We start from the raw sequence: 25,898 nt of genomic DNA on the forward strand, positions 1-25,898 counted from the left end.
TTTCAAGTACGCACAGTCACGAGCGAGGAATGATCTACATCAATGAGGTGCATAACATCAGTCTCCCAGGCAACATTGTTGTCAGAAATCCTCAATATTGATGGTGCATGCCCCATCCGATCGGCTTGGCGGCCGTCCTCATCTCTCTGAACTTGATATGTCTGCCTGCCTCATATACTCCTGGCACCAGTTTTCATTGATTTCAACGGCAGTTGTGCGGGAGAACTTCCTTTCGCGCGAATCGCAGGTACATACGTTATTGCGCCCCGATGCCTTGGCCTTGTACAGGGCATGGTCGGCAGCATTGAGCAGGGTAATGGCCATCGTTTCCATCTTAATCAGGGGGAACACCGCCACGCCGATACTTACCGTCACCTTGCACAGGGGACTGCCAATATGGGGAATGCCTAAACTCTCTATGCCATGACGAATGGTTTCCGCAAGCGATATGGCTCCGTCGATATCCGATCCTGGCAATAGCAGAACCATTTCCTCGCCGCCATAGCGTGCCGCCATATCGCCCGCCCTGCGCATGCCCGTGGCGACCACGCCGGCAATTTTCTTCAAACAGTCATCGCCAGCCACATGGCCATAAATGTCGTTATATTGCTTGAAAAAATCAACATCAATCATCATCAGGCCCAGGGAATTTCCTGCCCGCTGGGCCCGACTGAACTCCACAATCAATGCGTCATCAAAACTCCGTCGATTTGCCAGAGCCGTCAAGCCATCCTGCAAGGCGAGGTGCGTCAAGCGCTGGTTAGATACTTTTAATTCATCGCTCGCTTCCTTGAATTCCTCCTCGATAATCAAGCGTGAGCTCAGCTGGCTGAGCAAGCGGCAGCCAAAAAATCCGGTGAGCAAGATCAAGGCGCTCAACGCTGCAATTTGCAGGCAGGCATCATTGCGCCAGCCACTCAGAACTTCATCCCGCGACAAGGCAGTCAAGGCCACCAGCGGATATTCGGTGATCTTACGATAGCTGATGATGCTTGATTTTCCGTCCAAGCCCTGACTGGCGTGCGCTTCCTTGATCTTCACCATCGACGAGGATTCAGACAGCAGTTTGAACGGCGAACCCATACCTTCAGGCACCCCGCCATCATAGGAAGTTTTCAATACGAGCCTGGCATCATCATGTGTCATCAGAATCGTTCCTTGCTCACCGATGGAAAAGTCCTCATAGAATTTTTTAAAATAGTCGAGGCGGATAGTGGCAAGCACAACGCCGCCGAAGCTCCCATCGGGAAGATTAATTCTGCGTGACACCGCCATGATCCATTCACCATGGGCCAACCGTCCCGCGCCCATCCCTAGATAAGGCTTCAGGTCATTATGCAAACGATGGTAATGAAGATAGTCATTTTCCGGATTGTCGAGATTGACTGGCATCTGCGTGCCGGAATTGAACAATGGTCTGCCATCATCGGCAAAGACGATGATGGCATGCAATTGGGGAAATTCCGCGACACGGCTCTTCAACAACGCTTGCATACGGGACTGGTCGAAGCCTGACGCTCCCAGCATGTCGCCACGCTCGACCAGTCCAAGCAACAGCGTATCGACCTCCCTGATCGTATCGTGGGCATGCTGCGCGACAGCCTGGCTGACATTCGTCGCCGCGTCGCGCGCTTCGTGCAGCCGCACTTCGCGCGCGCGCCATATCGTCGACAGCTGGAGCGTCAGGATAGACAGGCATACCAGCACAACACATCCCGCCGCCAAAGCGACCAGGGAAAAATGCCGGAAAAGAATCCCCCGTGGGTAGTCAGCAGAACGCCCGGTAGCAGACATAGACTCGCCCCTTTCACTCGGTAGATAGATGCAGCAACACGGCGACGATACGCAGCGAAGGCGAGGCCCGGCGTCACCCGAGGTGCTCGTGTTTCAATTCAGCCGTGACCGACGCGATACCGCCCTCGACATCTACCTTGATGCCCGGCCCGACATTCCAATCGCGCACGGCGGGGCAAAGCTGAAAATCGCGCAACCAGTCCTCAATGGCGTTCAGGGGTTCGAAACGCGCGATGTCAGAAAATGGATCGAATCGAGTCAGATGATTAGCCATGATAAAGTTCCCTCCCCCGGTTACCCGGCACCCGGACAGATGCATGCATTAATGATATTGATTTGCTACAGGAAAATGAATGATGCACATCAAACGGCGCGTGGATCGTTGTGCCGCCCAGAAACAGTAGTACTCCCGAGCAATGCCGTGAGGAAATACCTGGGCCCGTGTCTGGCACCGCGCCGACGTGCAGGTACCCAACCGTAGGTCCTGAGCCCTACTGGCTGGCTTCGCGGCTGCCATGGATCCAGGCGGACGGGAAGGCATGCTGCCGCATTGCCCCGCCCGGGCGGTAGAATCAATGCTGGTGACCAGACTATGGCTGGCAAAACGCTCTCGTTCCTTTCATCCTTGCGGTGACAGGTGCGTCACAGCAGGTCATTCACGAACGTTGTATATTGAAAGGCAAAATGTATGTCTGGCGACACCTATGTTTCTGAGCGGATCAAAAGCTGCCGCGAAGAACTTCGTATCTCACAAGTCCTGCTTGCCGAACTGGCAGGCATCAATCCCACGCAACTGTATCGCTACGAATCAGGAAAGGCCAAACTTCGTATGGAAGCGGCAGAGAAAATTGCCGCAGCCCTTGGCGTCAGCACCGCCTGGCTTATGCACGGGACGTTGCCTGTCGCCAGCGAGACGCAAATCGACCCGCCAGTGCCGGCCGGAGAGGGGCTGATCCTGAAATGCCTGGAGCTTCCCCCCGCGCTTGCCTTCGCCGTGAAGCGCCTTGCCATGCAAAATGGCAGCACCATAGAAATCGAGCTGCTGGACCTCGTGCATCAAGGCCTCGAAGCCATGCACAAAAAAGCCTTGGCTGGCGCCGAGTCCGCAGCCAAGAGCGAGGAATAGCAATACTTAGCGCACTACGCCGGCGGATGCCTCAGGCCATGTCAATAATGTGGGTGTCTGCAATCGAAACGGCAAAACCGGAGCCAAACGCGGTGGCCGGAGTCTGGAAACCAGGCGTGAATTGCCCCGCCGCCGCCAGACGCAGCGCTTCGACGGCGGCCAGCGGCGTGTATGAATAACCGTTGACGGTATCAATACGCGCGCGCCTCCCCCCCATGAATGCCAGTGACTTCAGCGACGGCGCAGGCGCGGTTGTCAACACGTTCTTCCAGCGTCGGACCTTCAGGCATGGCAGCGACGCCTTCCGGCATGACGTTCTCTTTTATGTTGACGAACATGGCGATATTCGCAATCCCGGTTAAGCGCAAAGATGCGGCATGGCACATCCCGTTGATCGGCCAGTGCAACCATTTGCTAGCCATTGCGGCCGGCGATCTCGAAGGATAGATGCGTATCGCGGGCTTGCATGACGACGAGCTTGCCGGTATCCTCGCCGCTGCCGGCGCGCACGGCCAGATCGATACAGGCATTTACCACGTCCGCCGGCACGATGGTGCTGGGCACCGTAAAACCATCGGCCGCCACGCCGTAACGCGGTCAGTCCAGCGCCTGGCGTTGATAAACGCGCCGGCCGGCCCAGCCCGTGCGGTAGGTGGCCATGAAGATCATCGCCTTGCGCAGCGCGATTTCCTTGTCAGCTTCGACCAGCGCTGCCCAGGTGGCCAGGTGGCCAGGTGGCCAGGCCCAGGCTGGCGCAGCGCGCGTCCGCCGCGGCAACGCTGGCATAGGATTCGGCACCGGCCAGGCCGGTGCCAATTTCGGTGATGATAGTCATATATCAATATCCATTCAATGCGCCAATCGTCGCAACAGATGGCCTATAGGGCTGTCCATCGCAATAGCGAGATCCAACCGCGAGAGCGGTCAGGCCGCGCGCCATGGCCGAGATCGGCCGGTTCGTCAGCTCGTTAAATCCAAGCTGCAAACGCTTCAGCGATGCGTTCGGCTCCGGGGCGTACAGCAGTGAATTTTGATCGAGAGCCACGCCAGCGGCCAGTAGTCTCGATTTCCATTCCATCCAATACGTCGCGTCACTGTTGAATCCCCAGTTGTAGTTCCCAGGGTTCGCTGGGCAATAAATATTTTTATCCCCGACTGGATTCGACTTGTTGGCGCCAATCCCTGCGCGCAGGTCGCCACAAGATAGGTGGCGCGTCGTGACTGATGCGCGCCAATAGAACAGGTTGTTCGATATATCTACAAAACCCGTCGGCGCATTGCCATAGGTGAACCATGCATTAGCGCCGTAATAGCCGCCGGGCGTTGTTGCATCCGGGTCAAGGATAACGGTGTTGTGCTGAAATACATGGCCGTGCCCGCCGCCGGCGGCGAACCCTCGCTGCCCAGGACTGATGATCAGGTTAAACCTGGCGATGTTGTTGAAGTTTTCCGTATTTGTGGCGTCCTCAATCCCGATTTCCTGATCTACTGCCTGATTGGAGAACCACACGCCACCCTGCGCCGGGTCAACAGCGAGTCGATGCAATGCAGTAGAGAATTCGCCGACGTTGTGCTGAATGAGGCAGTTATCATTGCCAGACCACAGTTCGACGATGCTGTTTCCGGAGCAGTCGAGGCTCATGTTTTTGATGAGTTTTGCGCCGGACGTATTGATGAACTCATACGCATTATTTGTGCAGTCTGAGGCATAGCAGCCCTGAATCAGTGCATCCTTCATGCGCACCTTGTCGATGCCGACCAGCCAGAACCCGTCGCCAGGCCCCTGCGCTGTTGCTGCGTCAAGACCGATATTTGATGCCCTGCATCCGGTAATTCTCACGTCTGCCATGGTCGCGATTTTGGTCTGCGCATCTGCCCCGACGCGCAGTCCGCAGCCATAGCCCATTACCGCCTGGATCCCGCAGACATGCACGTAGCCTGTGGCCGCCACGTTGTCCAGGATGATATTGAGGGCAACATCCGCTTTTGCAATTTCGATGGCGCTGCGACGAGGATCGGCGCCCTCAAATGGGCGCACATAAAATACGCCTGCCTGGTACACACTGGCGCCTGGTGCGGGCAACGACGCCGCTGGATTTCCCGCCCATGCCCTATTGTTGATCCGAACCCCGGATTGCCAGCACGGATACTCTCTGGCGCCCATCGGATTCGACCAGATGTTCTTGGCAGCGTCAACCAGCGTCCAATCGGTCACGAAGACAGCGCCACTGATGACAGGAAGCGCCTCCGATTCGATGCCGTAAGGGCAAATCGTGAACGGACGACTTGGCGAGCCGTGGACGGTCAGCGTCAGGCCTTTGCCTGCCACCCTGGTGATCGAGCCGCGCTTGATGCCGAGAACTTCACCCGACATATCGCCCCTGCATGCGGTTTCCAGTTGCTCCTGCGTGCTGTATGGGTGCTGCATCGTGCCATAGCCGAGGCTGGCGGTTGCGCCCGGGTCAAAAAAGATCGTCGGTCGGCAAATGAATCCGCCGGCATACAAGTCGATGCCGGTTAGCGTGTCTGACAACCACGACAGCCCCTGTGGATTACCCTGCTGATCCATCGGAACGAGCTTGCCGTTCGCCGAGCGAGTCGCAGCGTCCTTGATTTCCTGAACTTTGGCCGCCGTGGTCAGGTCGCCGGAATTGATGTTGGCCATGGTTTGCGATGCAGCAGCGGCATCCTTGAATGGCTTCAGCGCGGCTTCGGCAGCCTCTTTTGCCTGCCGGTGGCTCATTGCCTCACCGTTCAGGCTGGAAATCTCCGCCACGGTCGCGGCGGCGTCATCAGCAACTTCGCGGCCATCGTCGAGAATGTAGGCAGGCTCGCCGTCTTGCAGCACCACGTTGACATTTGCGTCGAGTTTCAATTTCATTTGAGAGCTTTCTGGGCATCCGCCCTTGTGAATGGCCTTCCGGCCGTGCACCGCTTCGCGTACGCTAGCGGCATAAAAAAAGCCGCCTGGTTGCCCCGGCGGCTTGATTTGGTCATGAAAAAACCCGCCGTAGCGGGTTGTAATTTGATACTACTTAAAGATTCTACGTAGGGCTTCTCCGGCCACAAGCACGGGTACAGAAACAGGAAGCACGGAAATTGCTGCTGCTTTCAAAACTACCTCCGTAATGTCGCCCGTTGTGCTCCCACCATCATCTTGTAGATCCTTGCGCGATACGTGCTTTCGCACCTGCGCAGCTGTCGAGACAAATGGAAAGAATAAACCCGCTACAGTTTCGACAAAGTTGACCTGCTCGCTTTTCGCCTTTCCCGTTATTGTCCAAGAGAAAAAATCTTCATAATTGTTGCTATGAGCGTCATACTCTTTCTCGCCAACGCTCGATTCTGCACGGCACACAATTTCTTTACCATGAAATGAGGCAGAGGAATAACCTCGAACGGTTATCTCTCAGCCACTAGAAAAGGTTTCAAGTGTATCGGAAACGACAGGGCCAGATGTCAGGCCGTCACTGAGCCCAGAATAGCGATGACTATTCCCTCGCCAGCATAGATGCCGTGATGCGTATAAAACGTACGGCTTACAATCAGGTGATCGCCAACCTCCAATTCATATCCAGCGTCGGTAAAATATTGGGACTTGCGGTAAGCGTAAGATGAACGAGCTGAGTTAGAAGAATTTGTCATGGCGAGCATATTCAAAATAAGAAGTTTCATCGCCGCTCCAAGTATTCTCGTATCAAGTAATGCAGCGGATGAGCTATTTCGGTCACAGCGGCCTCGAAAGCGGATGCGCAATAGAAAAAGCCACCTCAAAGGTGGCTTCGATATTACTTCCATGACAATCCGCATGGAGAGCTACACAATTTTACCGCGAGCGAATTCATCGGCTGATGGGTGCTCTGCGAATCCCCACTATCGGTGCCGCTTGCGCGATCATTACGAGTGTAGGGAGTATTTATTGAAATCTTACACCGAATTTCACAAGTTTTCAACTTTATTTGAATTAACGCTATCATTACATATTGGAAATTTCACAAAGGAAGGGCATGAAACAGGGATTAAGTTTAATGCTCGATACGAGCGGCGTCTTCACAACCTTCGGAGGCGCCGCACCCGCAAGAGATTCTGAAACAATCTTCAATCAAGCGCTTGAGCTTGCTGATCATGGATACAAACCTTCGATGGGCAATCATAGTGATCAAGTGCTCCTGGATGGCCTTCTCGATACGCATTTTGATGAAATAGATAACTATCGAGCCGAAATTAAGAAAAAGGCTCTGGCGTATTATCGCCACGAAACCTCCACTTCGACACATAAACTGCGGCGGGGATTGATCGTGTTTACTTCAGAATGAAGCGCTAGGAAGTAGATGCCGGTGAGCTTTGGCATTGTGTGTATTCAACACTTGGTCCAATTCGTTCACCATATCCAAATCCTCTCCCGCTCAAAACCGCCAGCCGTAACGGACGTTTGACCGGTACCGCCGCAAGAATCACACATCTTGAAGCCCTTCGTACCAGTGCCTGTAACGATCTTAGTCCCTTGGCATTGCTTACATTTCCCATCTAACCAGTGCGCGAGCGAGGCATATCCCACACGCCGATACAGCACCTGCGCCGCCTGCTGATCCCAAGCCGTGTTGGCCTTTACCCAACGACGCGAGCGCCCTTTGCCCGTCACCGCTGTCGTCCAGATGCGCAGAAGTTGTGCCAGGTTACCAGAGCTCCCCTCGAAAAGCTTATTGATGGTGCACGCGCAGCACGCCAGTCCAGTTGAATTCGCGCACGGCTGCCAGGATGGCGCGCACAATTTCGACGTTCGGCACGCCGCGCAGGAAGACCATAGTCTTGCCGACGCCTTCGCGCAGCACGCGCATTTCATCGCCGTTGACGCCGAAAGTGCCCGTGCGCTGGGCGCGTGCCTGGATCTTGGTTACTGCCTCGACCATAGCCTGGGCCACGGGCAGGATGGCATGGCCATCTGGCGCAATGCGGCGTGCCATGTCGGCGTTGCTCAGCAGGTCATAGACGTGCTACTCCTGGAAGTGCCCCCTTACACGAACATGGGCACGCCGGCCATCGAGCTGGCGCCCGTCAAGTTGAGCAAGGAACTGCTGGCCGGGCTGCTGACAGGCCGCGAGTACGGCAGCGAAATGGCCAAGGAAGAAGAGCAGCAGGCCAAGGCTGCCGGTCTGCTCGTGATTTTCGGCCGCAGCGATGAGCTGATGGAGTTCCGTGGCTTCGTGCACGACGAGGGCGGCTACTATCCGGGCCGCGTTGCGCTGATTTTTGCGGTCGGCCTGCTGCCAGTGCGCGAGGACGTCGAGGATGACGACGTGCTCAAGGGTTGGGATGGCGCAGGAAGCGGTGATGGCTGCCCTGGTCTTATGATAGGCCCGCTGTGCCTGCACCAGCAGCCGATCTTGCCGCAAGATGTCAAAGAGCCCATCGCGTCCCACTTTGATATTTTTCCGGGAAAAGGCTGCACCGAGCATGCTGTGCACCTTGCGCGTGCCGATGCGCGGCGGGCGCAGGCGTATCGGCTGCACCAGCTTGACGACAGTTTGTGCCCTGTCCAGGCACTGTCGCTCACGCTGACGGCGCTGGTAATAGGCTTGGCTGTTGATGCCGACACAGCGGCAGGCCCGCTCGACGCTTAATCCTTCGACTTGCTTGCGCGCGATGACCTGCCCAAAGGCTTTTTTACCGGCACCCCGTAATCGTCACGCAGGATGTCGAGGACCGCTTTGAACAGTGCGGATTTCTGTTTTTCTTCCTTGAGTTGACGCTCCGACTCCTTGATGCGTTGCTCTGGCGTCAGTGGATTGGTCGGCTTGCCTGCCATCATCGCGCTCCGTTGGTTTCGGCCCCTTGGATGCGTCCAATCCTGCAGGCCGTGTTGCGACACCATACCAAAACTGTCGACCGCCCCTGTATTGCATAGCGCATTTGCGCCTGCTTGTACGTCATCTCGGCTTTTTCCACTTGCTCGACAACGCTCAATTTAAAAGCCAGACTGTAATCGCGCTGGCTGCGCCTAAACCCTTGTTCCATTTGACACTACTTCTCTGCATCGAAAAAGTGTCAACTTATTCCAGGACGGGTCACACCCATAAAAAAAGCCGCCTATCGATGATAGGCGGCTTGTTCTAAGTGCTTGATATTAAAGCGAATTCTGGTGGGAAGTGCAAGTTTCGAACTTGCGACCCCTGCAGTGTGAATGCAGTGCTCTACCCCTGAGCTAACCTCCCGAAGCGAGGCGAATTATCGCATACGTGTTGCGGCATCTGCAAGGGCTGGCAACAGGAAATTTGCCACGCCCCCGCTTTTTCTCAGGCGGCCGCTGGCGGCGCCGTGACGGCGGTCCAGATGCACTGGCCTTTGGCTGCCTTGTCAAGGCCGGCGATGGTGGCTTCGTGAGCGGCGAGTTCGTCGGCCGTGGCGCTCTGGAAGATGACTTCGGCCAGGGGCACGATTTCCAGGGCGGCGCCATCGGCAGCCACTTCCACTTCTTCTTCCATGCTCAGGCTGTTCTGGCCGCGCGTCATGGCCAGGTAGACGTCGGCCAGCAATTCGGAGTCAAGCAGCGCGCCGTGCAGCTTGCGGTGGGCGTTCGAGACGCCGTAGCGGTCGCACAGGGCGTCGAGCGAGTTGCGCTTGCCCGGATGCATTTCCTTCGCCTGCACCAAGGTATCGATCACGCCATGCACTTGCTCGTGCACGGGCGGCAGGTTCAAGCGTTTGAATTCCGCGTTCAGGAAGCCGATATCGAACGGGGCGTTGTGGATGATCAATTCGGCACCGGCGATAAACGCGCGGAATTCTTCCGCGATTTCCGCGAATTTCGGCTTATCGCTGAGGAATTCCGTCGTCAATCCGTGGACGGCCAGCGCGCCCTCTTCCGAGTCGCGCTCGGGATTGATGTAATGGTGGAAATTATTCCCCGTCAACATGCGGTTGTTCAGCTCGACAGCCCCGATCTCCAGGATGCGGTCACCCGTGCGCGGATTCAGGCCGGTGGTTTCAGTATCGAGAACAATTTGACGCATGGCAGATTCAGTCGTAAAAGCAAAAAGCGAAGGGCACAGTATAGCAAACCTGTGCCCTTCTTTTACAACATCATGCGCTGCATCGCCGGCCGCAAAGCGCGACGCGCAGTAGCTTTACTTGTCCGTTCTCAGGCGCGCACGGTTTCCACGCCGAGGTTGGCCAGCTGATCGGCGCGCTCGTTGCCCGGATGGCCATTATGGCCGCGCACCCAGCGCCATTCCACTTCATGCACGGCCTGGGCCGCATCGAGCGCTTGCCACAGGTCGACGTTCTTGACGGGCGCCTTGGCCGCCGTTTTCCAGCCGCGCGCCTTCCAGCCGTGGATCCATTCGCTGATGCCCTTCTGCACGTACTGGCTATCGGTAAACAGCACTACCTGGCAGGGACGTTTGAGCGCAGTCAAGGCTTCGATCACGGCCTTCAATTCCATGCGGTTATTCGTCGTATTCAATTCCCCGCCGTAAATTTCCTTCTTGGCGCCATCGGCCACCATCAGCGCACCCCAGCCGCCCGTGCCCGGATTGCCCTTGCATGCGCCATCGGCATAAATCTCAACCTTATCCATCTTGCTGTTCCCGCCTTTTATTCGTGACCGGTGCGCCTGCGGGCGCCGTCGCCGGTTTCTTGGTCCACGCCGGACCGATCAATCGCATCCCTTTGACGCGCTTGATCGCCTGCACTATATACACTGCGCCCAGATATGGCCACCAGCGCGCACCGGCCTTGTCCATGAAGGCGTTGCGGCGCAGCCATTTTTCTGTCCTGCAGGCGGGCGCGTAGCAGCCGAAATGACTTTGACTGACGCCCATATTCAGCAATTTTAACCAGTCTTTCATGCGCGGCATAGAGATCAGTTCGCCCGCTTGCGGCAGATAATGACGGCCCGTAACCCGTCCCAGGCCCTGGCGCACGCCCCACAGGCTGGCCGGATTGAAGCCGCAGACGATCACACGCCCCTCGGGGATCAGCACGCGCTCGACTTCGCGCAAGACCTGGTGCGGCTCGGCGGCAAATTCAAGTACATGCGGCAAGACCACCAGGTCCAGGCTTTGCGAGTCGAACGGCAGCTCATCGAAGGCCGACACCAGGGTCAAACGGCTTTCCTGCGGTGGACGCGACGGCAGGCGCGCATCAAGCAGCCATTTGTTGGGCATGCGGTTGGCTGCCAGCGCGTCGAGCTGGGGCAAGCCGATCTGCACGGCGTTAAAACCGAAGATATCGACGGTCAGACTATCGAGGCATTGCTGTTCCCAGGCGCGCACGTAGAGACCGGCCGGCGTCTGCAGCCAGCCGTCAAGCGCTATAATGGATTTTTCGGATGCCACACTGTCCATTCAGTTTTCTCTTTTGCTCATGACACACTCCCCTGAACACGCTTTATCGGTACTTGCCGTGCCCGCCTTTGCCGACAATTACCTGTGGCTGATCCATGACGGCCGCCACGCCGCCGTGGTCGACCCCGGCGATGCGACGGCCATTCTCGATGCGCTGCAAGCACATCAATTGACCTTGTCCGCCATTTTACTCACGCATCACCACGCCGACCACACGGGTGGCGTCCCTGAATTGTTGCAGCATTTCGCCGTACCCGTCTTCGGCCCGCGCAATGAGGCTATCACAGCCATCACGGAACCGCTTGCCGAAAGCGATGTCGCCTACGTGCCCGAGCTGGGCTTGCAACTGACCATCATCGACGTACCCGGCCACACCAAGGGGCATATCGCCTATGTGCGCCAGCGCGACGAGCGCAGCGGCGCGCCGTGGCTATTTTCCGGTGATACCTTGTTTGCGGGCGGCTGCGGCCGCCTGTTCGAAGGCACGCCGGGCCAGATGGCCGACTCGCTGAGCAAGCTGGCTGCCCTGCCCGACGATACGGAGGTATTTTGCGCGCATGAGTACACCTTGTCCAATCTGCGCTTTGCCAACGCCGTCGAGCCAAACAATCTGGCCTTGCAGGAACGCATTGCCATCGACACGGAAAAGCGCCAGCAAGGCCTGTCCACCGTGCCGTCGACGATTGCCCTTGAAAAAGCCACGAATCCCTTCCTGCGCTATCGCGAACCAGCGATCTTGACCAGCCTGAAGGTGGAAGGCAAACTGACCAGCGACGCCTCGCCCGTGGAAGCGTTTGCGGCCTTGCGGATGTGGAAGAATAATTTTTAAGCCGATCTTTCCGCAATAAAAAATCCCGGCAGATGCTTTGTGGCATCGCCGGGATTTTTTCATGCTGCTATTTGATCAGGATCAGATTTCCTCGTACAGCGGCAAGGTCAGGAATTCGGCGAACGATTCCGACGTCGACATTTCCTCAAAAATTTGTCCGGCGCGCACGTAAGTCGGGCCGTTGCCGCCTGGCGCATCGCGCTGCACTTTGGCCAGCTCTTCCGGAATCATGGCGCGCACCATCTCGGCCGTCACCTTGCGGCCATCTTCCAGCACGCCCTTGCTGGAACGAATCCACTGCCACACTTGCGAGCGGCTGATCTCGGCCGTGGCCGCATCTTCCATCAGATTGTGGATAGGCACGCAACCATTGCCGGCCAGCCAGCTGCCCAGGTAATGGATACCCACGTTGATGTTGTAGCGCAAGCCCGCTTCCGTGATCGGCGCTTCCGGCTGGAAGTTCAGCAAGTCAGATGCTTTCACGTCGATGTCGGGACGCTGTTTCTCGATCTGGTTCGGCTTGTCACCGAGCACTTTGGTGAACTCGCCCATGGCCAGCTCAACCAGGCCCGGATGGGCAACCCAGCCGCCATCGTAGCCATCGGTGGCGTCGCGCGCCTTGTCGTTGCGCACGCCGCCCATGGCGATGTCGTTCTTTTCAAGATCGTTCTTGATCGGGATCAAGGCTGCCATGCCGCCAATCGCTGGCGCACCGCGTTTGTGGCAGGTTTTCAGCAGCAGCAAGGCATAGGCGCGCATGAATGGCGCCGTCATCGTGACCTTGGCGCGGTCGGCCAGGCAGAAATTCTTGTCCAACTTGAATTTCTTGATGCACGAGAAGATGTAATCCCAGCGACCCGCGTTCAGGCCCGAGCTGTGCTCTTTCAGTTCGTACAGGATTTCATCCATTTCAAACGCTGCCAGGATGGTTTCGATCAGGACAGTCGCCTTGATCGTGCCTTGCGGCAAGCCCAATTCGTTTTGCGTCATGACGAAGATATCGTTCCACAGGCGTGCTTCCAGATGCGATTCCATTTTCGGCAGGTAGAAATACGGTCCGGCGCCGCGCGCCAGCTGTTCCTTGGCGTTATGAAACATGAACAGGGCGAAGTCAAAAATGCCACCGGAAATGCGCTTGCCGTCGACCAGCACGTGCTTTTCATCGAGGTGCCAGCCGCGTGGACGCACGACGAGTGTCGCGATCTTGTCGTTCAGCTTGTACGATTTGCCATTTTGCTCCAGCGAAATCGTCTTGCGCACGGCATCGAACATATTGATCTGGCCCGTCAGCTGGTTGTCCCAGTTCGGCGTGTTCGAATCCTCGAAGTCCGTCATGTAGCTGTCCGCGCCGGAATTGAAGGCGTTAATGACCATCTTGCGCTCGACGGGACCCGTGATTTCCACGCGGCGGCATTCCAGCGCCTTCGGGATAGGCGCGATCTTCCAGTCGCCGTCGCGGATGTGTGCGGTTTCTGGCAGGAAATCAGGACGCTCGCCCGCGTCGAGGCGCTTGGCCCGTTCCACGCGCACGGCCAGCAATTGCTGGCGGCGCGGCTCGAAAGCGCGCGTCAGCTTGGCCACCAGCGCCAGCGCCGCTGGCGTCAAAATCTGTTCGTAGCCGGGCTTGATTTCACCCGTAATTTGCATGCCTTCGGGAAGTGCGATCGTGTTCTGCGTCATGAAGTTCTCCGGTTTTTAATAAATATAAGCAAAGGTAATCTGGTGATCCAAGTATAAGCTGAACGACTGCAGCAACACGCAGGGGAGAGAGGCAAAAACACTCCGCCAGGTGGCGCGTTTGTTCTATAGTATTGCACTATAAGGCATGGAAACGAGATTAAAAATCACTTCATCTATGCGTTTTTATCACAAGTGATGGCATCGCGGGAGTACGGCATGGGGCAGTTCAGACAAATATCAACGTTCGTGGAAGTGGTGGCCAAGGGCAGCCTGTCGGCGGCCGCGCGCGCGGAAGGGATCGCACCGGCCATGATCGGCCGGCGCCTCGATGCGCTGGAGCAGCGCCTGGGCGTCAAATTGCTCCAGCGCACGACGCGCAAGCTGGCCTTGACGAATGAAGGCGCCGCCTTCCTGGAAGATTGCCAGCGCATCTTGAGCGAACTGGAAGAGGCGGAAGCGGCCGTGGCCGAGCGCAGCGTGAAGGCCAGCGGCCATCTGCTCATTTCCGCGCCGGCCGGCTTCGGACGCCAGCACGTGGCGCCATTGATCCCCTCGTTCGTGGCCGAGCACCGCGACGTGACGGTGTCGCTGAACCTGAACGACCGCCTCGTCGACCTGATCGGCGAAGGCATCGACGTGGCCATCCGCATCGCCAGCCTGTCCGATTCCTCGCTGGTGAGTACGAAACTGGCCGACAACCAGCGCGTGCTGGTCGGCTCGCCCGCCTATCTGAAACGGGCTGGCACGCCGCGCATCCCGGCCGACCTGGCGAAACACAATTGCCTGGCGATCAGCAGCGAAGGCAGCCAGCGGGGCTGGACCTTCCGCGAAAACGGCAAGAATGTGATTTTAAAGGTGGCCGGCAATATGGTCTGCAACGATGGCGAAGTGCTGCATGACTGGGCCCTGGCCGGCAAGGGCCTGGCTTGGCGCTCGATGTGGGAAGTGGGCGCCGAGATCGCTTCGGGGCAGCTGGTGACGGTACTGGACCAGTTTGCCGCGCCGGGCAATGACATTTACGCCGTGTTCGCCCAGCGCCGCCACTTGCCGCTGCGCATACGGGCGTTTGTGGATTTTTTGCGGCATAGCTATTCGCAACCAGATTACTGGCGTGAAAGGGCAATCTAGTCACTGCAGGCCGGACTGGAAGAACGCAAAGCATGGCAAAAGAGCCATGCAACTCGCGTAAAACCCAAGGCTCACGGAAATTTAGGCGAAAAAAAATCCTCGGAGACCGAGGATTTCTTTATTTCGTTTGATCCAGCGTATTAGATTGGCTGAATGTTCGAAGCTTGCTTGCCTTTAGGGCCAGCGGTCACTTCAAAAGAAACGCGTTGGTTCTCTTGCAGGGACTTGAAGCCGTTCGACTGGATAGCCGAGAAGTGAGCGAACAGATCTTCGCCGCCTTCGTCAGGGGTAATAAAGCCGAAACCCTTCGAATCATTGAACCATTTTACGATGCCAGTTGCCATTACAATTTCCTATTTCAGTTAAGTTGGGCTTGCGCCCGTTATATCGTTTGAAGCAAGAAAGAAATGACAGACTAACTGCACTACTACCTCGAATCCAACGATGCCCAATTATACCAACAAAACTGAGAAAAACCATTCTTTCGCAAAATAAACTTGCGAACACTACTTTAATAGCCAAATCCCCGTCTTGCGGCGCCCCGTACCAGCGGCATGAAGACACTATATCCTAATCTGCGACGCGGGTGCTTTGCGTTGCATCAAATGAATCATTGCAACCACATATCTATAGCGCTGTCGCTCATACGGTGAAATGGGTGGCGCCCGCATCGCGCGCGGCCCAGTCCAGTAGCGCCTCCACCTGTGCTCGCACGGCGGGCCAATCCGCCACCGCTTGCGCAGGGGCATTGAGCATGGCGCGTACCAGCTGTTCGATGCGCCGGCACTCCTGGCCCAGCGCAGCAAAGCCGAAGGTGGCGGCCGAACCGGCCACCGCGTGCAGCGCGCGGTGCAGCTCTGTCAAAGGCTCAAGGCGGGGCCCTACACTATCGCAGCGGCCGCTTGCCTGCGTGATCGCTTGCATCAGGGCCGGCACGCCAGCCGCATATTTTTCGTTCAGGGCACGCAAACGCGCGCGAAAATCCGGGTCGATCAAGGTTGCCATCGCAATACTCGCCTGAGTTGGCTTACTTGGTGCCGAAGATACGGTCGCCGGCATCGCCCAGGCCCGGCACGATGTAGGCGTGGTCATCCAGGTGCGAATCGAGCGAAGCGCAGAACATCTTGACGTTCGGATGCGCGTTCTGGAACACGGTCACGCCTTCTGGTGCGGCAACAAGGGCCAGGAAGATGATCTGTTCGTCCGTCACGCCGCGCTTCTTCAGCACGTCGACGGCGTACACAGCCGAATTGCCGGTCGCTACCATCGGGTCGCACAGGATAAAAGTACGCTCGTTCAAGTCCGGCAGGCGCACCAGGTATTCCACGGGCATGTGGGTGGCCGGGTCGCGGTATACACCGATGTGGCCCACGCGTGCCGATGGCACCAGGTTCAGCAAGCCATCGCTCATGCCGATGCCGGCGCGCAGGATGGGCACGATGGCCAGTTTCTTGCCGGCGATGACGGGCGCGTCGATGGTCACCAGCGGGGTCTTGATTTCGCGCGTCGTCAGCGGCAAGTCGCGCGTGATTTCATAGCCCATCAGCAAGGTGATTTCCTTGAGCAATTCACGGAAGGTGCGCGTCGACGTGTCGTGTTCGCGCATGTGGCTCAGTTTGTGCTGGATCAAAGGGTGATCGGTAATGAACAAATTCGGGAAGCGTGGATCTTGTTTCATCTTGTTTTTCTTTCTCTGCTCTCTGGCGCGGCGGCAAGCATCGCCGCAGGCGCGCTGTGTATCGATAAAATGATGGATTGCAGCATTATCCCAGCCCCCAGCCCGCCTGTGGCCGGAATTTTCGAAATAATTGCATGCCAAAGCCAAGGCAAACTCAGTACTCACGCAATGCGCGCGCCAGGATGGCCGCACAATTGGTGCCGGCCGGCAGACGGCCATACGCGCCGCCCGGCGCTTGCACCAGGCGCGACTGCAGGAACGCCTGCGCAACAAACGGTGGCGCATGGCGCAGCATCAAGGCCGCCTGCACGGCCAGCACGATGCGTTCGGATAAGTGCCGAGCGCCAAACTCATCCGTCTGAGGTCCGTCCAGGTCGGCCAGCAGGCGCGCGCGGTAATCAGTAAAGGCGGCGTCATCGTCGCCGGCCAGCGCCAACTCGGCCGCCAGGGCGTCGCGCGCGGCCGGCGACTTGCCGAAGGCGCGCAAGACGTCGAGGCACATGACGTTGCCCGAGCCTTCCCAGATCGAGTTGACGGGCAGCTCGCGGTACAGGCGCGCCAGCGGCGCGTCTTCCACATAACCGGAGCCGCCCAGCACTTCCATGGCTTCCGCGCCGAAACCGGGACCGCGCTTGCAGATCCAGTACTTGCCGGCCGGCGTGAGCACGCGCGCCAGCATCGCTTGCCCTGCCTCTTCCTTTTCATCGAAACAGCGAGCCAGGCGCAGCGCAAACGCGGTGGCGGCCTCGGATTCGAGCGCCAGGTCGGCCAGCACGTTTTGCATCAGGGGCTGCTCGGCCAGCGGCTTGCCGAACACGGCCCGCTGGCGCGCATGGTGCAGCGCCTGCGTCAAGGCGGCGCGCATGATGCCGGTGCTGCCCAGCACGCAATCTAGGCGCGTGTGGCTGGCCATTTCCAGGATGGTAGGTATGCCCCGCCCCGGCTGTCCCACCAGCCAGCCGTAGGCATTGGTAAATTCCACTTCCGATGAAGCGTTCGAGCGGTTGCCCAGCTTATCCTTCAAGCGCTGCACGCGGATAGCATTGCGGCTGCCGTCGGGCAGGTAACGGGGCAGGAAAAAGCACGACAATCCCCCCTCGTCCGCCTGCGCCAGGATCAAATGCGCGTCGCACTGGGGCGCCGAGAAAAACCATTTGTGGCCGACGATGCGCCAGGCGCCGCCGGCCTCGCCGCCAAACAGGGCCCGCGCCTCGTCCGGTGGCACGGGCACGGCGCGCGTGGTGTTGCTGCGTACGTCGGAACCGCCCTGCTTTTCCGTCATGCCCATGCCGACCAGGGCGCCGCGTTTCTGTTCCACCGGCAGGGAGCGGGAATCGTATTCGTGCGAGAGGATTTTCGGCAGCCAGCGCCGCGCGATTTGCGGCAAATCCAGCGCCTGGCGCAAGGCCGGCACCGAGGCATACGTCATCGTCACGGGACACTGCGTGCCGTTTTCTACCTGCCCCACTAATAGATAGGCCGCCGCGCGCGCCACCTGGGCGCCGGGACCGGGCGAAGCCCAGGGCGAAGCGTGCGCGCCCGCGCCAACGAGGATGGCCATCAGCTCATGCCAGGCCGGATGGAACAGCACCTCGTCGATGCGGCGCCCGGCCCGGTCGAACTGCTGCAGCTCGGGCGTGTGGATATTGGCCAGGCGCGCCAGCGCATAAGTCTCGGCGCGGCCCAGCTTTTCGCCCAGCGCGTCAAGCTCCTGCAACGCCGCGCCGCCGCCCTCGCGCAGCAGCGCCTCGATCAGCGCCGGGTCGCAGGCGAACAGATTGACGTTTTCAAAGGGCGTGGCCTGGTTGAAAACTTCATGCGTGTCAAAGGCATTCATGGGCGTCTCCTGCGATTTGTTATCATGGCGCCCTTGCCGTCGCTGGCGCACTGTCAACACCGTCTGCCAGCCAGACTAGCGCAAAGCGCATGGCGGGGCAAGCGCGCCAGTGGAAGCAAGCACAGATAATTGTTTCCATGCGGAATGAAAATGCCTGCGTATGCCGCGCGGGATGATTTTTTTCATAGAAGGCAGGAATATTTACAAAACCTGAAGCAATGTTGCTCTATTTCATGTAATCGGGTGCTTTTCAATGATACATTTCGGGTGGATCGCGTTCCGATAGCCGCCCTTTCGGCCACTTTGGCACGCGTCACGCACGATGCACTCTTTCCGTTGACGCCCTGCCCTGCAGCGAGCGCCGGCACTGATAACAAAAAAGGTAAAAGCCAGCACGATGTTTTCCAGTACCCCATCCGCCGCCCACCGCGAGGCTCGCCACGAGTTGGACAACCTCATGGAAGAGGCAGGCGACGTCGTGTTCCGGCTCGATACGGACGGCCTGATCCTCTTCGCCAGCAAGCGCGCGGCCACCCTGTTTGGCGCACCATCGGGCCTGTGCGGCCATCTGCTACTGCCGCTGGCCACCGAAGCATCGCGCGCGGCCCTGCAAGCGGCGCTGGAAGACGCCCTGGAAGAACCTGGCCGCCTGGAAGTGCGCCTGCAAACGCCGGACCAGGAAATCTGGTTCGAACTGCGCCTGTCTTCTTATATGAACGCGGCCGGCATCGCCGAATTGCTGGTGGTCGGACGCGACACGTCGGCCCAGCACAATACGGAAGAACGGCTGCGCCACATGGCCACGCACGATGCGCTCACGGGCTTGCCGAACCGCTTGCTGCTGTCGGACCGCATCCGCATGGTGATCGCCCAGGCCGCCCGTTCGGGCCAGGGTTTTTCGGTCGCCACCATCGGCCTCGATGGTTTTAAAAAGGTCAACGATGGCCTGGGCCACCCCGTCGGCGACGCCGTCCTGCGCCTGGCCGCGGCACGCCTGCGCAAGACCCTGCGCGACAGCGACACCCTGGCGCGCGTGGGCGGCGATGAATTCGTCGCCGTGCTGCCCGGCAGCGCCACCGACGCGCAGATCAAGCTGGTGACGGGCCGCCTGCTGGCTACCCTGCAGGCGCCGTTCGAAGTCGATGGCCACACGATCTACGTGGGCGCGTCCGTCGGCGTGGCTATCTATCCGCTGCACGCGGAAGATGAAGTGCGCCTGGTGGCGCTGGCCGATGCGGCCATGTCGCGCGCCAAGGAAACGGGCAAAGCCCGCTGCCTGGTCTACAGCCCGCGCTTGAATGGTCCGTCGGAACACGATATTTCGCTGGAAGCGGCCATGTTCCACGCCGTGCGCGAAGGCGAATTTCTGCTCTTTTACCAGCCCATCGTCGATGCGCACACGCGGCAAATCCAGGGTTTCGAAACCCTGATGCGCTGGAAACACCCGACCCTGGGCCTGGTGCCGCCTGTTCGCTTCATTCCGATTGCCGAAGCCAATGGCCTGATCAACCTGCTCGGCGCCTGGGCGCTGAAAGCGGCTTGCGTGCAGCTCAAGCAATTCCAGGAAGTGGCCAAACGGCCGCTGTACATCTCCGTCAACATCAGCCCGCGCCAGTTCCGCAACGACAAATTCCTCGACGTGCTCGATGACGCCATCGCGTTCTCGGGGCTCTCCGGCGAACACCTGGTGCTGGAAATTACGGAAGGCACCCTGATGATCGACCCCGTGCATGCGGAAACCATCCTCGTCAAGATGACGGAGCGCCGCGCGCGCATCGCCATCGACGATTTCGGCACCGGCTACTCCTCGCTCGCGTATCTGAAACGCTTCCCGATTTCCGTGCTGAAGATCGACCGCACCTTCATCAAGGACTTGCCCGAATCGAGCAAGGATGCAGCCATCTGCAACACCATTCTCGACCTGGCCAAGCATTTGAACCTGTCCGTGGTGGCCGAGGGCGTGGAAACCGAGGAGCAGATGCATTTCATGGAGTCCCGCGGCTGCCAGTATGTGCAAGGCTACCTGACGGGCAAACCGATGCCGGCCCACGCCGCGCTATCGGCCTTGAGCGACAAAACCTATGCGGCGCTGGTGCCCACGCCGTCTGCCTATGAACAGCGCGGAGGGGTGCAATGAATCCAGGTCATTTCACGGCGCCGACACAACTCGGCAAAAATACCCTGGACCTGCTGTGGGCCCGTACGCGCCAGCAGGGCGACATGCCCGGCTTCGCCAAAGCCATCAGCGCCATCCTGGGCGCCATGCGCGGCGAGGATGACCACGAATTCGACATCACGCAAACGGTGCTGTCCGACCCTGTCCTCACGCACAAGGTGCTCAGGCTGGCCAACAGCGGCATGTATTCGGCCTTCGGCCAGCGGGTCAACACGGTCTCGAAGGCCGTGCTGGTGCTGGGCATCGACGCCATCGGCCACCTGGCGCTGGGTCTGAAACTGATCGAGGAGCTGTCGCAGGCTTCGCCCGATTCCGTCAGCGCCCACGTGGAAATGGAAAAGGCCGTGCTGGCCGGAATGGTGGCGCAGCAAGTGGCCACCAGCGCCGGCAGCCTGCAGGCGGAACAGGCCGTCGTCTGCTCCATGCTGCACACTCTGGGCCGCATGATGGTGACGTTTTACATGACGGACTTCTGGGCGCGCATGCAGGCGCACGCCGGTCCCGGCAACGAGGCGGCCGCCGCGCGCGAAATCCTCGGCCTGTCGCTGCCGGAAGTGGGCTATGCCACGGCCGCTCATTGGGGCTTGCCGCAGCACCTGATCAACGGCATGCGTCCGATGGATCCGTCGCCGGACAATTCCCCCGTCAGCGGCGCCGACTGGATGGCAGGCCTGTCGACCATGGCGGCGCGCTGCGCCGACTCGCTGTGGCATGACGATGCGGCCGGCGCGGCGCAAGTACACGCGCTGATCGACGACTACGCGGGCACCCTGGGCATTACCGCCACCGACCTGGTGGTGGCGGTGGACAAGGCCAAGGCGATGGCGGCGGCCGACCTGTCGATTGCGCCCCTGTCGAAACCGGCCGAACGGCGCGCGCGCCAACTGGCGTCGACGCGCATGCGCGCCGAAGGCAACCGCGTGCTGATTGGCGGCCTGGCCGACCTGCGCAGCGCCATCGGCAGCGCCAGCCCGGGACAGATGGTTTCGATGGCGCTCGAAACGCTGCACCAGGGTTTTGATTTTTCACGCTCGGTGGCGTTCGTGCGCAACCACCGGGATCATCTGTATTCGGCGCGCATCAGCATGGGCGAAGGCATGGCCGACCTGCAGGACCTGATGGTGTTTGGCGACGCGTATGAGCCGAACGTCTTCCACGCGGCCCTCAATAGCGACCGCGTGATCTTCATCGACAACGCGCGCGACCCGAAATTTGCCGCCAAGCTGCCGCAATGGTGGAAAGCCACCCTGTCGGAGGCGCGCAGCTTCGTCGTGCTGCCCCTGTCGGCCAACGGCCACCCCACGGGCTTTTTATACGGCGACTGGGACGACAGCTTCCCGCCGATCCAGCTGAACCAGACGGAATTCAACCTGATCAACGATATCCGGGCGTTATTGGTGCAGTCGGTGGAAATGCGCCACCAGCTGGAGCTGGTGGCCAATAAAGTGGCTTGAGGCGCTTGGTGCCGGATTGGCGTGGCCCAGCCACGCCAATCCGGCAAGATTCCATTACTTCAGCTTCGGCGTACTCACGCTAACATCGCCGCATTGCGCGCGGTGCATCAGGGCGTGGTCGATCAGCACCAGCGCCAGCATGGCTTCGGCGATTGGCGTGGCGCGGATGCCCACGCACGGGTCGTGACGGCCGAACGTTTCCACCATCACGGGATTGCCCTCTTTATCGATCGAACGGCGCGGCGTGCGGATCGACGAAGTCGGCTTGATGGCGATCGACACACTGATCTCCTGCCCCGTCGAGATGCCGCCCAGTACGCCACCGGCGTTATTGCCGATAAAGCCTTCCGGCGTCAGTTCGTCGCCGTGCTCGGAGCCCTTTTGCGCCACCGAATCGAAACCGGCGCCGATTTCCACGCCCTTGACGGCATTGATGCCCATCATGGCGTAAGCGATGTCGGCGTCAAGCTTGTCGTAGATGGGCTGGCCCAGGCCGACCGGCACGTTTTGCGCAATGACGTCGATGCGCGCGCCGATGGAATCGCCGTCGCGGCGCAATTGATCCATCGCCTCTTCCATGCGCGCGATCAGGTCCGCATCGCCGCTGGCGGCAAAGAACGGGTTCGCATGCACGTGTTCCCACGACTGGAATGGCACGGGAATGTCGCCCAGCTGGCTCATGCAGCCCTTGAACGTGGTGCCGTACTGCTGCAGCAGCCATTTCTTGGCAATCGCCGCCGCGCCCACCACGGGCGCCGTCAGACGCGCCGAGGAGCGCCCGCCGCCGCGCGGATCGCGCACGCCGTATTTATGCCAGTAGGTATAGTCGGCGTGACCGGGGCGGAAGCTTTCCGCGATATTGCCGTAATCCTTGCTGCGCTGGTCTTCATTGCGGATCAGCAGCGCGATGGGCGTGCCCGTCGTCACGCCCTGGTACACGCCAGAGAGAATCTCGACCGTATCCGATTCCTGGCGCTGCGTCACGTGGCGCGAAGTGCCCGGCTTGCGGCGGTCCAGCTCGGGCTGGATATCGGCTTCCGACAGGATCAATCCCGGCGGACAGCCATCGATCACGCAGCCGATGGCCGGACCATGCGATTCGCCGAAAGTGGTAACAGTAAACAGCTTGCCAAAAGAATTGCCGGACATAGTAGGAAGTGTGAGGACTGGAAAACTCAATTCTACCAGCCTGCGGGGCATGCCATGCCGCTAATGCCGCCACTAGCCCCGATATTCCCCCACCCATCTCGCCATTTTAAAATCCTGCGTATTTTTTCACACAAAAACACCAAATAAGAGTTGCAATCATGCAATACAAGAAATATTGCTCCGCAGAATAGACTTAAAAAAACATTTTGCTTATTAAATAGCTATATACTTGGATGATGGGCCATTAGAAAATGTGCACCTGAGTGCTGCATTTTCGATGCACCCTGAGTGCATCAGAAATGGCCAGGGCTAGGCGCGGCGCCGAAGACAGTACGCGAGTACGGCGAGGCGCTGCAACAACGCCATGGACATTTCTGATGTGCTCACATCTCGTTCCGAGTCATCCTGGAGAAGCTATACATGCCCGCACCGATCATCCCCCTTGACACCAACAAGGACGATCACGACGACCTGGTATTCCTCGATGAGCAACCAGCACCGCCGCTGGCCGTCGCACCGCGCAGCGTCTGGCGGGTGATGATCATCGACGACGATGAAGACGTCCACTCCACCACCACTTTCGCCCTGGGCAACCTGGAAATGCAGCACCGCCCGCTGGAATTCGTGCATGCGTATTCGGCCGGCCAGGCGCGCGAACTGCTCAAGCATGAAGACGATATCGCCGTCATCCTGCTCGACGTGGTGATGGAACAGGATGACGCTGGCCTGCACCTGGTGCGCTACATCCGCGAAACCCTGAAAATGACGGACGTGCGCATCATCCTGCGCACGGGCCAGCCAGGCTATGCGCCGGAAATCGACGCCATCCGCGATTTCGACATCAACGACTACAAGACCAAGTCCGAACTGACGCGCATCAAGCTGTTTACCACGGTGACGGCGGCCATCCGCTCGTACGAACAGATCCGTTCGATCAGCAGCAGCCGGCGTGGCCTGGACCGTATCGTCCACGCCAGCACGCAGTTGATGGCGCTGCACGGCGTGCAGAATTTCTCGGCCGGCGTGCTGGCGCAGATCGCCGACCTGCTGGGCATCCGCGCCGACGGCGTGCTGTGCGTGCAGGACTTGCAGGACAACGGCTCGCGGGAACTGCTCGTCTCGGCCTGCACGGGCAGCTTTTCCAGCTTGCCGCACAGCGCCCTGTGCGGCCTGCAAAACCCGCGCGTGATGGCCGCCATCGAGCACACCCTGGCGCAGCGGCGCAATGTGTACGCGCACGACTACGCCACCCTGTACTTCGCGGGCAAGGCCAGCCGCGATGCGGCCGCCTACCTGGTGCTGCCGCGCCCCCTCTCGGCCATCGATGAAAGCCTGCTGGAAGTATTCTGCAGCAATGTCGCCGTGGGCCTGGACAATGTCGAGCTGGTATCGCACCTGCACAATGCCGCCTTTTACGATCAGTTGTCGAAGCTGCCCAACCGCACGCGCCTGGTGGAAATCCTCGACGCCGCCCTGGCTGGCCCCGCGCGCGACGACGCCACCCTGTCGCTGGTCGACCTCGACCACTTTGCCGAGACCAACGACGCGCTGGGGCACCAGTTCGGCGACATGCTGCTCGTGGCCGTGGCGGGACGCCTGCAAACCCAGCTGGGTCCGCAACTGACGGTGGCGCGCCTGGGCGGCGACATTTTCTGCGTGCTGGGCGACTCTTCGCAGGTCAATCCGGCCAAGATTCTGGCCCTGTTCCAGGCGCCGTTCAGCATCGATGGCCAGGACGTGCAGTTATCGGCCACCCTGGGCCTGGTGCGGCTGGGCGAACATGCGAGCACGGGCGCCGATGCGCTGAAGGACGCCGATATCGCCCTGAAACGGGCGAAAAGCCAGCAGCGCGCCGGACACTTCTATTTTTCGCGCAGCATGGGCATCGAAATCCGCGAGAGAGTGCGCATGATGCATGCGCTGCGCACGGCCTTCAGCCAGGGCCAGCTGTTTGTCGTGTATCAGCCGCAGATCGACCTGAGCACGCGCCGCCCCGTGGGCGCCGAAGCACTGCTGCGCTGGCAGACCCCGGATGGCAAATTCATCTCGCCCGACCGCTTTATCCCCATTGCCGAGTATTCGGGCATCATCATCGACCTCGGTGAATGGGTGCTGCGCACGGCCTGCCGCGAACTGGTGCTGCTGCGCGAGCAGGGCCACCGCAATTTCGTCATGTCCGTCAACGTGTCGCAGGTGCAGTTCCGCCACCCGCTGTTCCTGGAAATGCTGCGCGCGGCGCTGGAAGAGACGCAGGCGCCGCCCGAGTTCATCGAGCTGGAAATCACGGAATCGATGGCCATGGAAGAGCCGGATCTGCTGATCAAGATGCTGTGGCAAATCAAGCAGACGGGCGTGAGCATCGCCATCGACGACTTCGGCACCGGCTTTTCCTCGCTGTCCTACCTGCAGCGCCTGCAAGTCGACCGCCTCAAGATCGACCGTGCCTTCGTGACGGAAATCACGGGCTCCGCGCGCGGCAGCAGCATCGCCGAGATGGTCATCCAACTGGGCCGCAACCTGGGCCTGGCCGTAATCGCGGAAGGCGTGGAAGACGAGCGGCAAGCGCAAATTTTGCAGGCGCTGGGCTGCCCCATGGCGCAAGGCTTTTTGTTCGCCCGCCCCATGACGGCCACGGCACTGGGCACTTGGCTGAACAACGAAGCACTGCAGGGTGCCGCGTAGGCGCCACTGTGAATTGACAA

General features: G+C 59.4%; 25 protein-coding genes, 1 tRNA gene and 2 pseudogenes. 7 read left to right on the plus strand and 21 right to left on the minus strand.

The features are described 5' to 3' along the window. Positions 1-138: 138 nt before the first annotated feature. Positions 139-1,794 (minus strand): sensor domain-containing diguanylate cyclase, encoded by a 1,656-nt coding sequence (locus tag ACQ4WY_RS02630; protein ID WP_436502700.1) that lies wholly within the window; start codon positions 1,792-1,794, stop codon positions 139-141. A 73-nt stretch (positions 1,795-1,867) separates the two neighbouring features. After that, entirely contained in the window at positions 1,868-2,068 is a 201-nt protein-coding gene (locus ACQ4WY_RS02635) for a hypothetical protein (RefSeq protein WP_436502701.1), read from the minus strand. A gap of 414 nt (positions 2,069-2,482) precedes the next feature. Here ACQ4WY_RS02635 and ACQ4WY_RS02640 point away from each other — a divergent pair, with 414 nt between their 5' ends. Beyond that, positions 2,483-2,920: a helix-turn-helix domain-containing protein gene (locus tag ACQ4WY_RS02640; protein ID WP_436502702.1), complete on the plus strand. Its 438-nt coding sequence runs from the start codon at positions 2,483-2,485 to the stop codon at positions 2,918-2,920. A gap of 31 nt (positions 2,921-2,951) precedes the next feature. Here the strand turns inward: ACQ4WY_RS02640 and ACQ4WY_RS02645 are convergent, their stop codons facing one another. The 7 genes and pseudogenes from ACQ4WY_RS02645 to ACQ4WY_RS02675 form a co-directional block, all read right to left on the minus strand. Continuing rightward, positions 2,952-3,182, minus strand: coding sequence for a hypothetical protein (locus ACQ4WY_RS02645; protein ID WP_436502703.1), 231 nt, complete (start codon positions 3,180-3,182; stop codon positions 2,952-2,954). 152 nt (positions 3,183-3,334) lie between these two features. Then, positions 3,335-3,505, minus strand: coding sequence for a hypothetical protein (locus ACQ4WY_RS02650; RefSeq protein WP_436502704.1), 171 nt, complete (start codon positions 3,503-3,505; stop codon positions 3,335-3,337). Between the two features lie 12 nt (positions 3,506-3,517). After that, positions 3,518-3,706 carry a hypothetical protein gene (locus tag ACQ4WY_RS02655; RefSeq protein WP_436504449.1) on the minus strand — a complete coding sequence of 63 codons (189 nt, stop codon included), beginning with the start codon at positions 3,704-3,706 and terminating at the stop codon, positions 3,518-3,520. Continuing rightward, positions 3,699-3,755 (minus strand): annotated as a pseudogene (locus ACQ4WY_RS02660) (hypothetical protein); the annotation flags it as partial. The gene ACQ4WY_RS02655 and the pseudogene ACQ4WY_RS02660, both read right to left, overlap by 8 nt. A 3-nt stretch (positions 3,756-3,758) precedes the next feature. Continuing rightward, a complete protein-coding gene (locus tag ACQ4WY_RS02665; protein WP_436502705.1) occupies positions 3,759-5,801 on the minus strand; it encodes a hypothetical protein in 2,043 nt (680 codons plus the stop codon). Positions 5,802-5,951: 150 nt separating this feature from the next. Then, positions 5,952-6,326, minus strand: coding sequence for a lecithin retinol acyltransferase family protein (locus ACQ4WY_RS02670; RefSeq protein ID WP_436504380.1), 375 nt, complete (start codon positions 6,324-6,326; stop codon positions 5,952-5,954). Positions 6,327-6,379: 53 nt separating this feature from the next. Continuing rightward, positions 6,380-6,595: a lecithin retinol acyltransferase family protein gene (locus tag ACQ4WY_RS02675; RefSeq protein ID WP_436502706.1), complete on the minus strand. Its 216-nt coding sequence runs from the start codon at positions 6,593-6,595 to the stop codon at positions 6,380-6,382. 332 nt (positions 6,596-6,927) lie between these two features. Here ACQ4WY_RS02675 and ACQ4WY_RS02680 point away from each other — a divergent pair, with 332 nt between their 5' ends. Next, the gene (locus ACQ4WY_RS02680; protein ID WP_436502707.1) at positions 6,928-7,236 is read left to right on the plus strand and encodes a hypothetical protein; all 309 of its coding nucleotides are present in this window, start codon (positions 6,928-6,930) and stop codon (positions 7,234-7,236) included. 384 nt (positions 7,237-7,620) lie between these two features. On the opposite strand, the gene ACQ4WY_RS02685 is transcribed toward ACQ4WY_RS02680, so the two are convergent. The 6 genes and pseudogenes from ACQ4WY_RS02685 to ACQ4WY_RS02710 form a co-directional block, all read right to left on the minus strand. Further along, the gene (locus ACQ4WY_RS02685) at positions 7,621-7,884 is read right to left on the minus strand and encodes a hypothetical protein (RefSeq protein WP_436502708.1); all 264 of its coding nucleotides are present in this window, start codon (positions 7,882-7,884) and stop codon (positions 7,621-7,623) included. A 343-nt stretch (positions 7,885-8,227) separates the two neighbouring features. Continuing rightward, positions 8,228-8,935, minus strand: a pseudogene (locus ACQ4WY_RS02690) (transposase family protein); the annotation flags it as partial. A gap of 122 nt (positions 8,936-9,057) precedes the next feature. Continuing rightward, positions 9,058-9,132 (minus strand) — tRNA-Val (locus ACQ4WY_RS02695). Positions 9,133-9,213: 81 nt separating this feature from the next. After that, positions 9,214-9,930 (minus strand): DNA polymerase III subunit epsilon, encoded by a 717-nt coding sequence (gene dnaQ, locus ACQ4WY_RS02700; protein WP_353656857.1) that lies wholly within the window; start codon positions 9,928-9,930, stop codon positions 9,214-9,216. Between the two features lie 128 nt (positions 9,931-10,058). After that, positions 10,059-10,496 (minus strand): ribonuclease HI, encoded by a 438-nt coding sequence (gene rnhA, locus ACQ4WY_RS02705; RefSeq protein WP_436502709.1) that lies wholly within the window; start codon positions 10,494-10,496, stop codon positions 10,059-10,061. Continuing rightward, positions 10,489-11,265 carry a class I SAM-dependent methyltransferase gene (locus tag ACQ4WY_RS02710; RefSeq protein ID WP_436502710.1) on the minus strand — a complete coding sequence of 259 codons (777 nt, stop codon included), beginning with the start codon at positions 11,263-11,265 and terminating at the stop codon, positions 10,489-10,491. Before ACQ4WY_RS02710 ends, rnhA begins: the two co-directional genes overlap by 8 nt. A 19-nt stretch (positions 11,266-11,284) precedes the next feature. Here ACQ4WY_RS02710 and gloB point away from each other — a divergent pair, with 19 nt between their 5' ends. Beyond that, positions 11,285-12,094: a hydroxyacylglutathione hydrolase gene (gene gloB / locus ACQ4WY_RS02715; protein WP_436502711.1), complete on the plus strand. Its 810-nt coding sequence runs from the start codon at positions 11,285-11,287 to the stop codon at positions 12,092-12,094. A gap of 81 nt (positions 12,095-12,175) precedes the next feature. Here gloB and aceB read toward each other — a convergent pair whose 3' ends face one another. Continuing rightward, positions 12,176-13,774 (minus strand): malate synthase A, encoded by a 1,599-nt coding sequence (gene aceB / locus ACQ4WY_RS02720; RefSeq protein ID WP_436502712.1) that lies wholly within the window; start codon positions 13,772-13,774, stop codon positions 12,176-12,178. A 216-nt stretch (positions 13,775-13,990) separates the two neighbouring features. Here aceB and ACQ4WY_RS02725 point away from each other — a divergent pair, with 216 nt between their 5' ends. Further along, entirely contained in the window at positions 13,991-14,902 is a 912-nt protein-coding gene (locus ACQ4WY_RS02725) for a LysR family transcriptional regulator (RefSeq protein ID WP_436502713.1), read from the plus strand. A 140-nt stretch (positions 14,903-15,042) separates the two neighbouring features. Here ACQ4WY_RS02725 and ACQ4WY_RS02730 read toward each other — a convergent pair whose 3' ends face one another. From ACQ4WY_RS02730 to ACQ4WY_RS02745, 4 genes are all read right to left on the minus strand, one after another. Continuing rightward, the gene (locus ACQ4WY_RS02730; protein WP_010398811.1) at positions 15,043-15,246 is read right to left on the minus strand and encodes a cold-shock protein; all 204 of its coding nucleotides are present in this window, start codon (positions 15,244-15,246) and stop codon (positions 15,043-15,045) included. A 298-nt stretch (positions 15,247-15,544) separates the two neighbouring features. Beyond that, positions 15,545-15,907 (minus strand): Hpt domain-containing protein, encoded by a 363-nt coding sequence (locus tag ACQ4WY_RS02735; protein ID WP_436502714.1) that lies wholly within the window; start codon positions 15,905-15,907, stop codon positions 15,545-15,547. A gap of 22 nt (positions 15,908-15,929) precedes the next feature. Beyond that, the gene (upp, locus tag ACQ4WY_RS02740; protein ID WP_010398816.1) at positions 15,930-16,580 is read right to left on the minus strand and encodes a uracil phosphoribosyltransferase; all 651 of its coding nucleotides are present in this window, start codon (positions 16,578-16,580) and stop codon (positions 15,930-15,932) included. A 154-nt stretch (positions 16,581-16,734) separates the two neighbouring features. Next, a complete protein-coding gene (locus ACQ4WY_RS02745) occupies positions 16,735-18,417 on the minus strand; it encodes an isovaleryl-CoA dehydrogenase (protein ID WP_436502715.1) in 1,683 nt (560 codons plus the stop codon). Between the two features lie 397 nt (positions 18,418-18,814). Between ACQ4WY_RS02745 and ACQ4WY_RS02750 the strand changes: the two genes are divergently transcribed. Together ACQ4WY_RS02750 and ACQ4WY_RS02755 are read left to right on the plus strand one after the other, a co-directional pair. Then, positions 18,815-20,554 (plus strand): putative bifunctional diguanylate cyclase/phosphodiesterase, encoded by a 1,740-nt coding sequence (locus tag ACQ4WY_RS02750; protein ID WP_436502716.1) that lies wholly within the window; start codon positions 18,815-18,817, stop codon positions 20,552-20,554. Continuing rightward, entirely contained in the window at positions 20,551-22,047 is a 1,497-nt protein-coding gene (locus tag ACQ4WY_RS02755) for an HDOD domain-containing protein (protein WP_353656852.1), read from the plus strand. Before ACQ4WY_RS02750 ends, ACQ4WY_RS02755 begins: the two co-directional genes overlap by 4 nt. Positions 22,048-22,101: 54 nt before the next feature. Here ACQ4WY_RS02755 and aroC read toward each other — a convergent pair whose 3' ends face one another. Next, positions 22,102-23,196, minus strand: coding sequence for a chorismate synthase (gene aroC, locus ACQ4WY_RS02760; protein ID WP_436502717.1), 1,095 nt, complete (start codon positions 23,194-23,196; stop codon positions 22,102-22,104). A gap of 420 nt (positions 23,197-23,616) precedes the next feature. Between aroC and ACQ4WY_RS02765 the strand changes: the two genes are divergently transcribed. After that, positions 23,617-25,878: a putative bifunctional diguanylate cyclase/phosphodiesterase gene (locus tag ACQ4WY_RS02765; RefSeq protein WP_436502718.1), complete on the plus strand. Its 2,262-nt coding sequence runs from the start codon at positions 23,617-23,619 to the stop codon at positions 25,876-25,878. The last annotated feature ends 20 nt before the right edge of the window (positions 25,879-25,898 follow it).

The sequence above is a fragment of the Janthinobacterium salmonicoloratum genome (assembly GCF_051380845.1).
Classification (GTDB): domain Bacteria; phylum Pseudomonadota; class Gammaproteobacteria; order Burkholderiales; family Burkholderiaceae_D; genus Janthinobacterium; species Janthinobacterium lividum_F.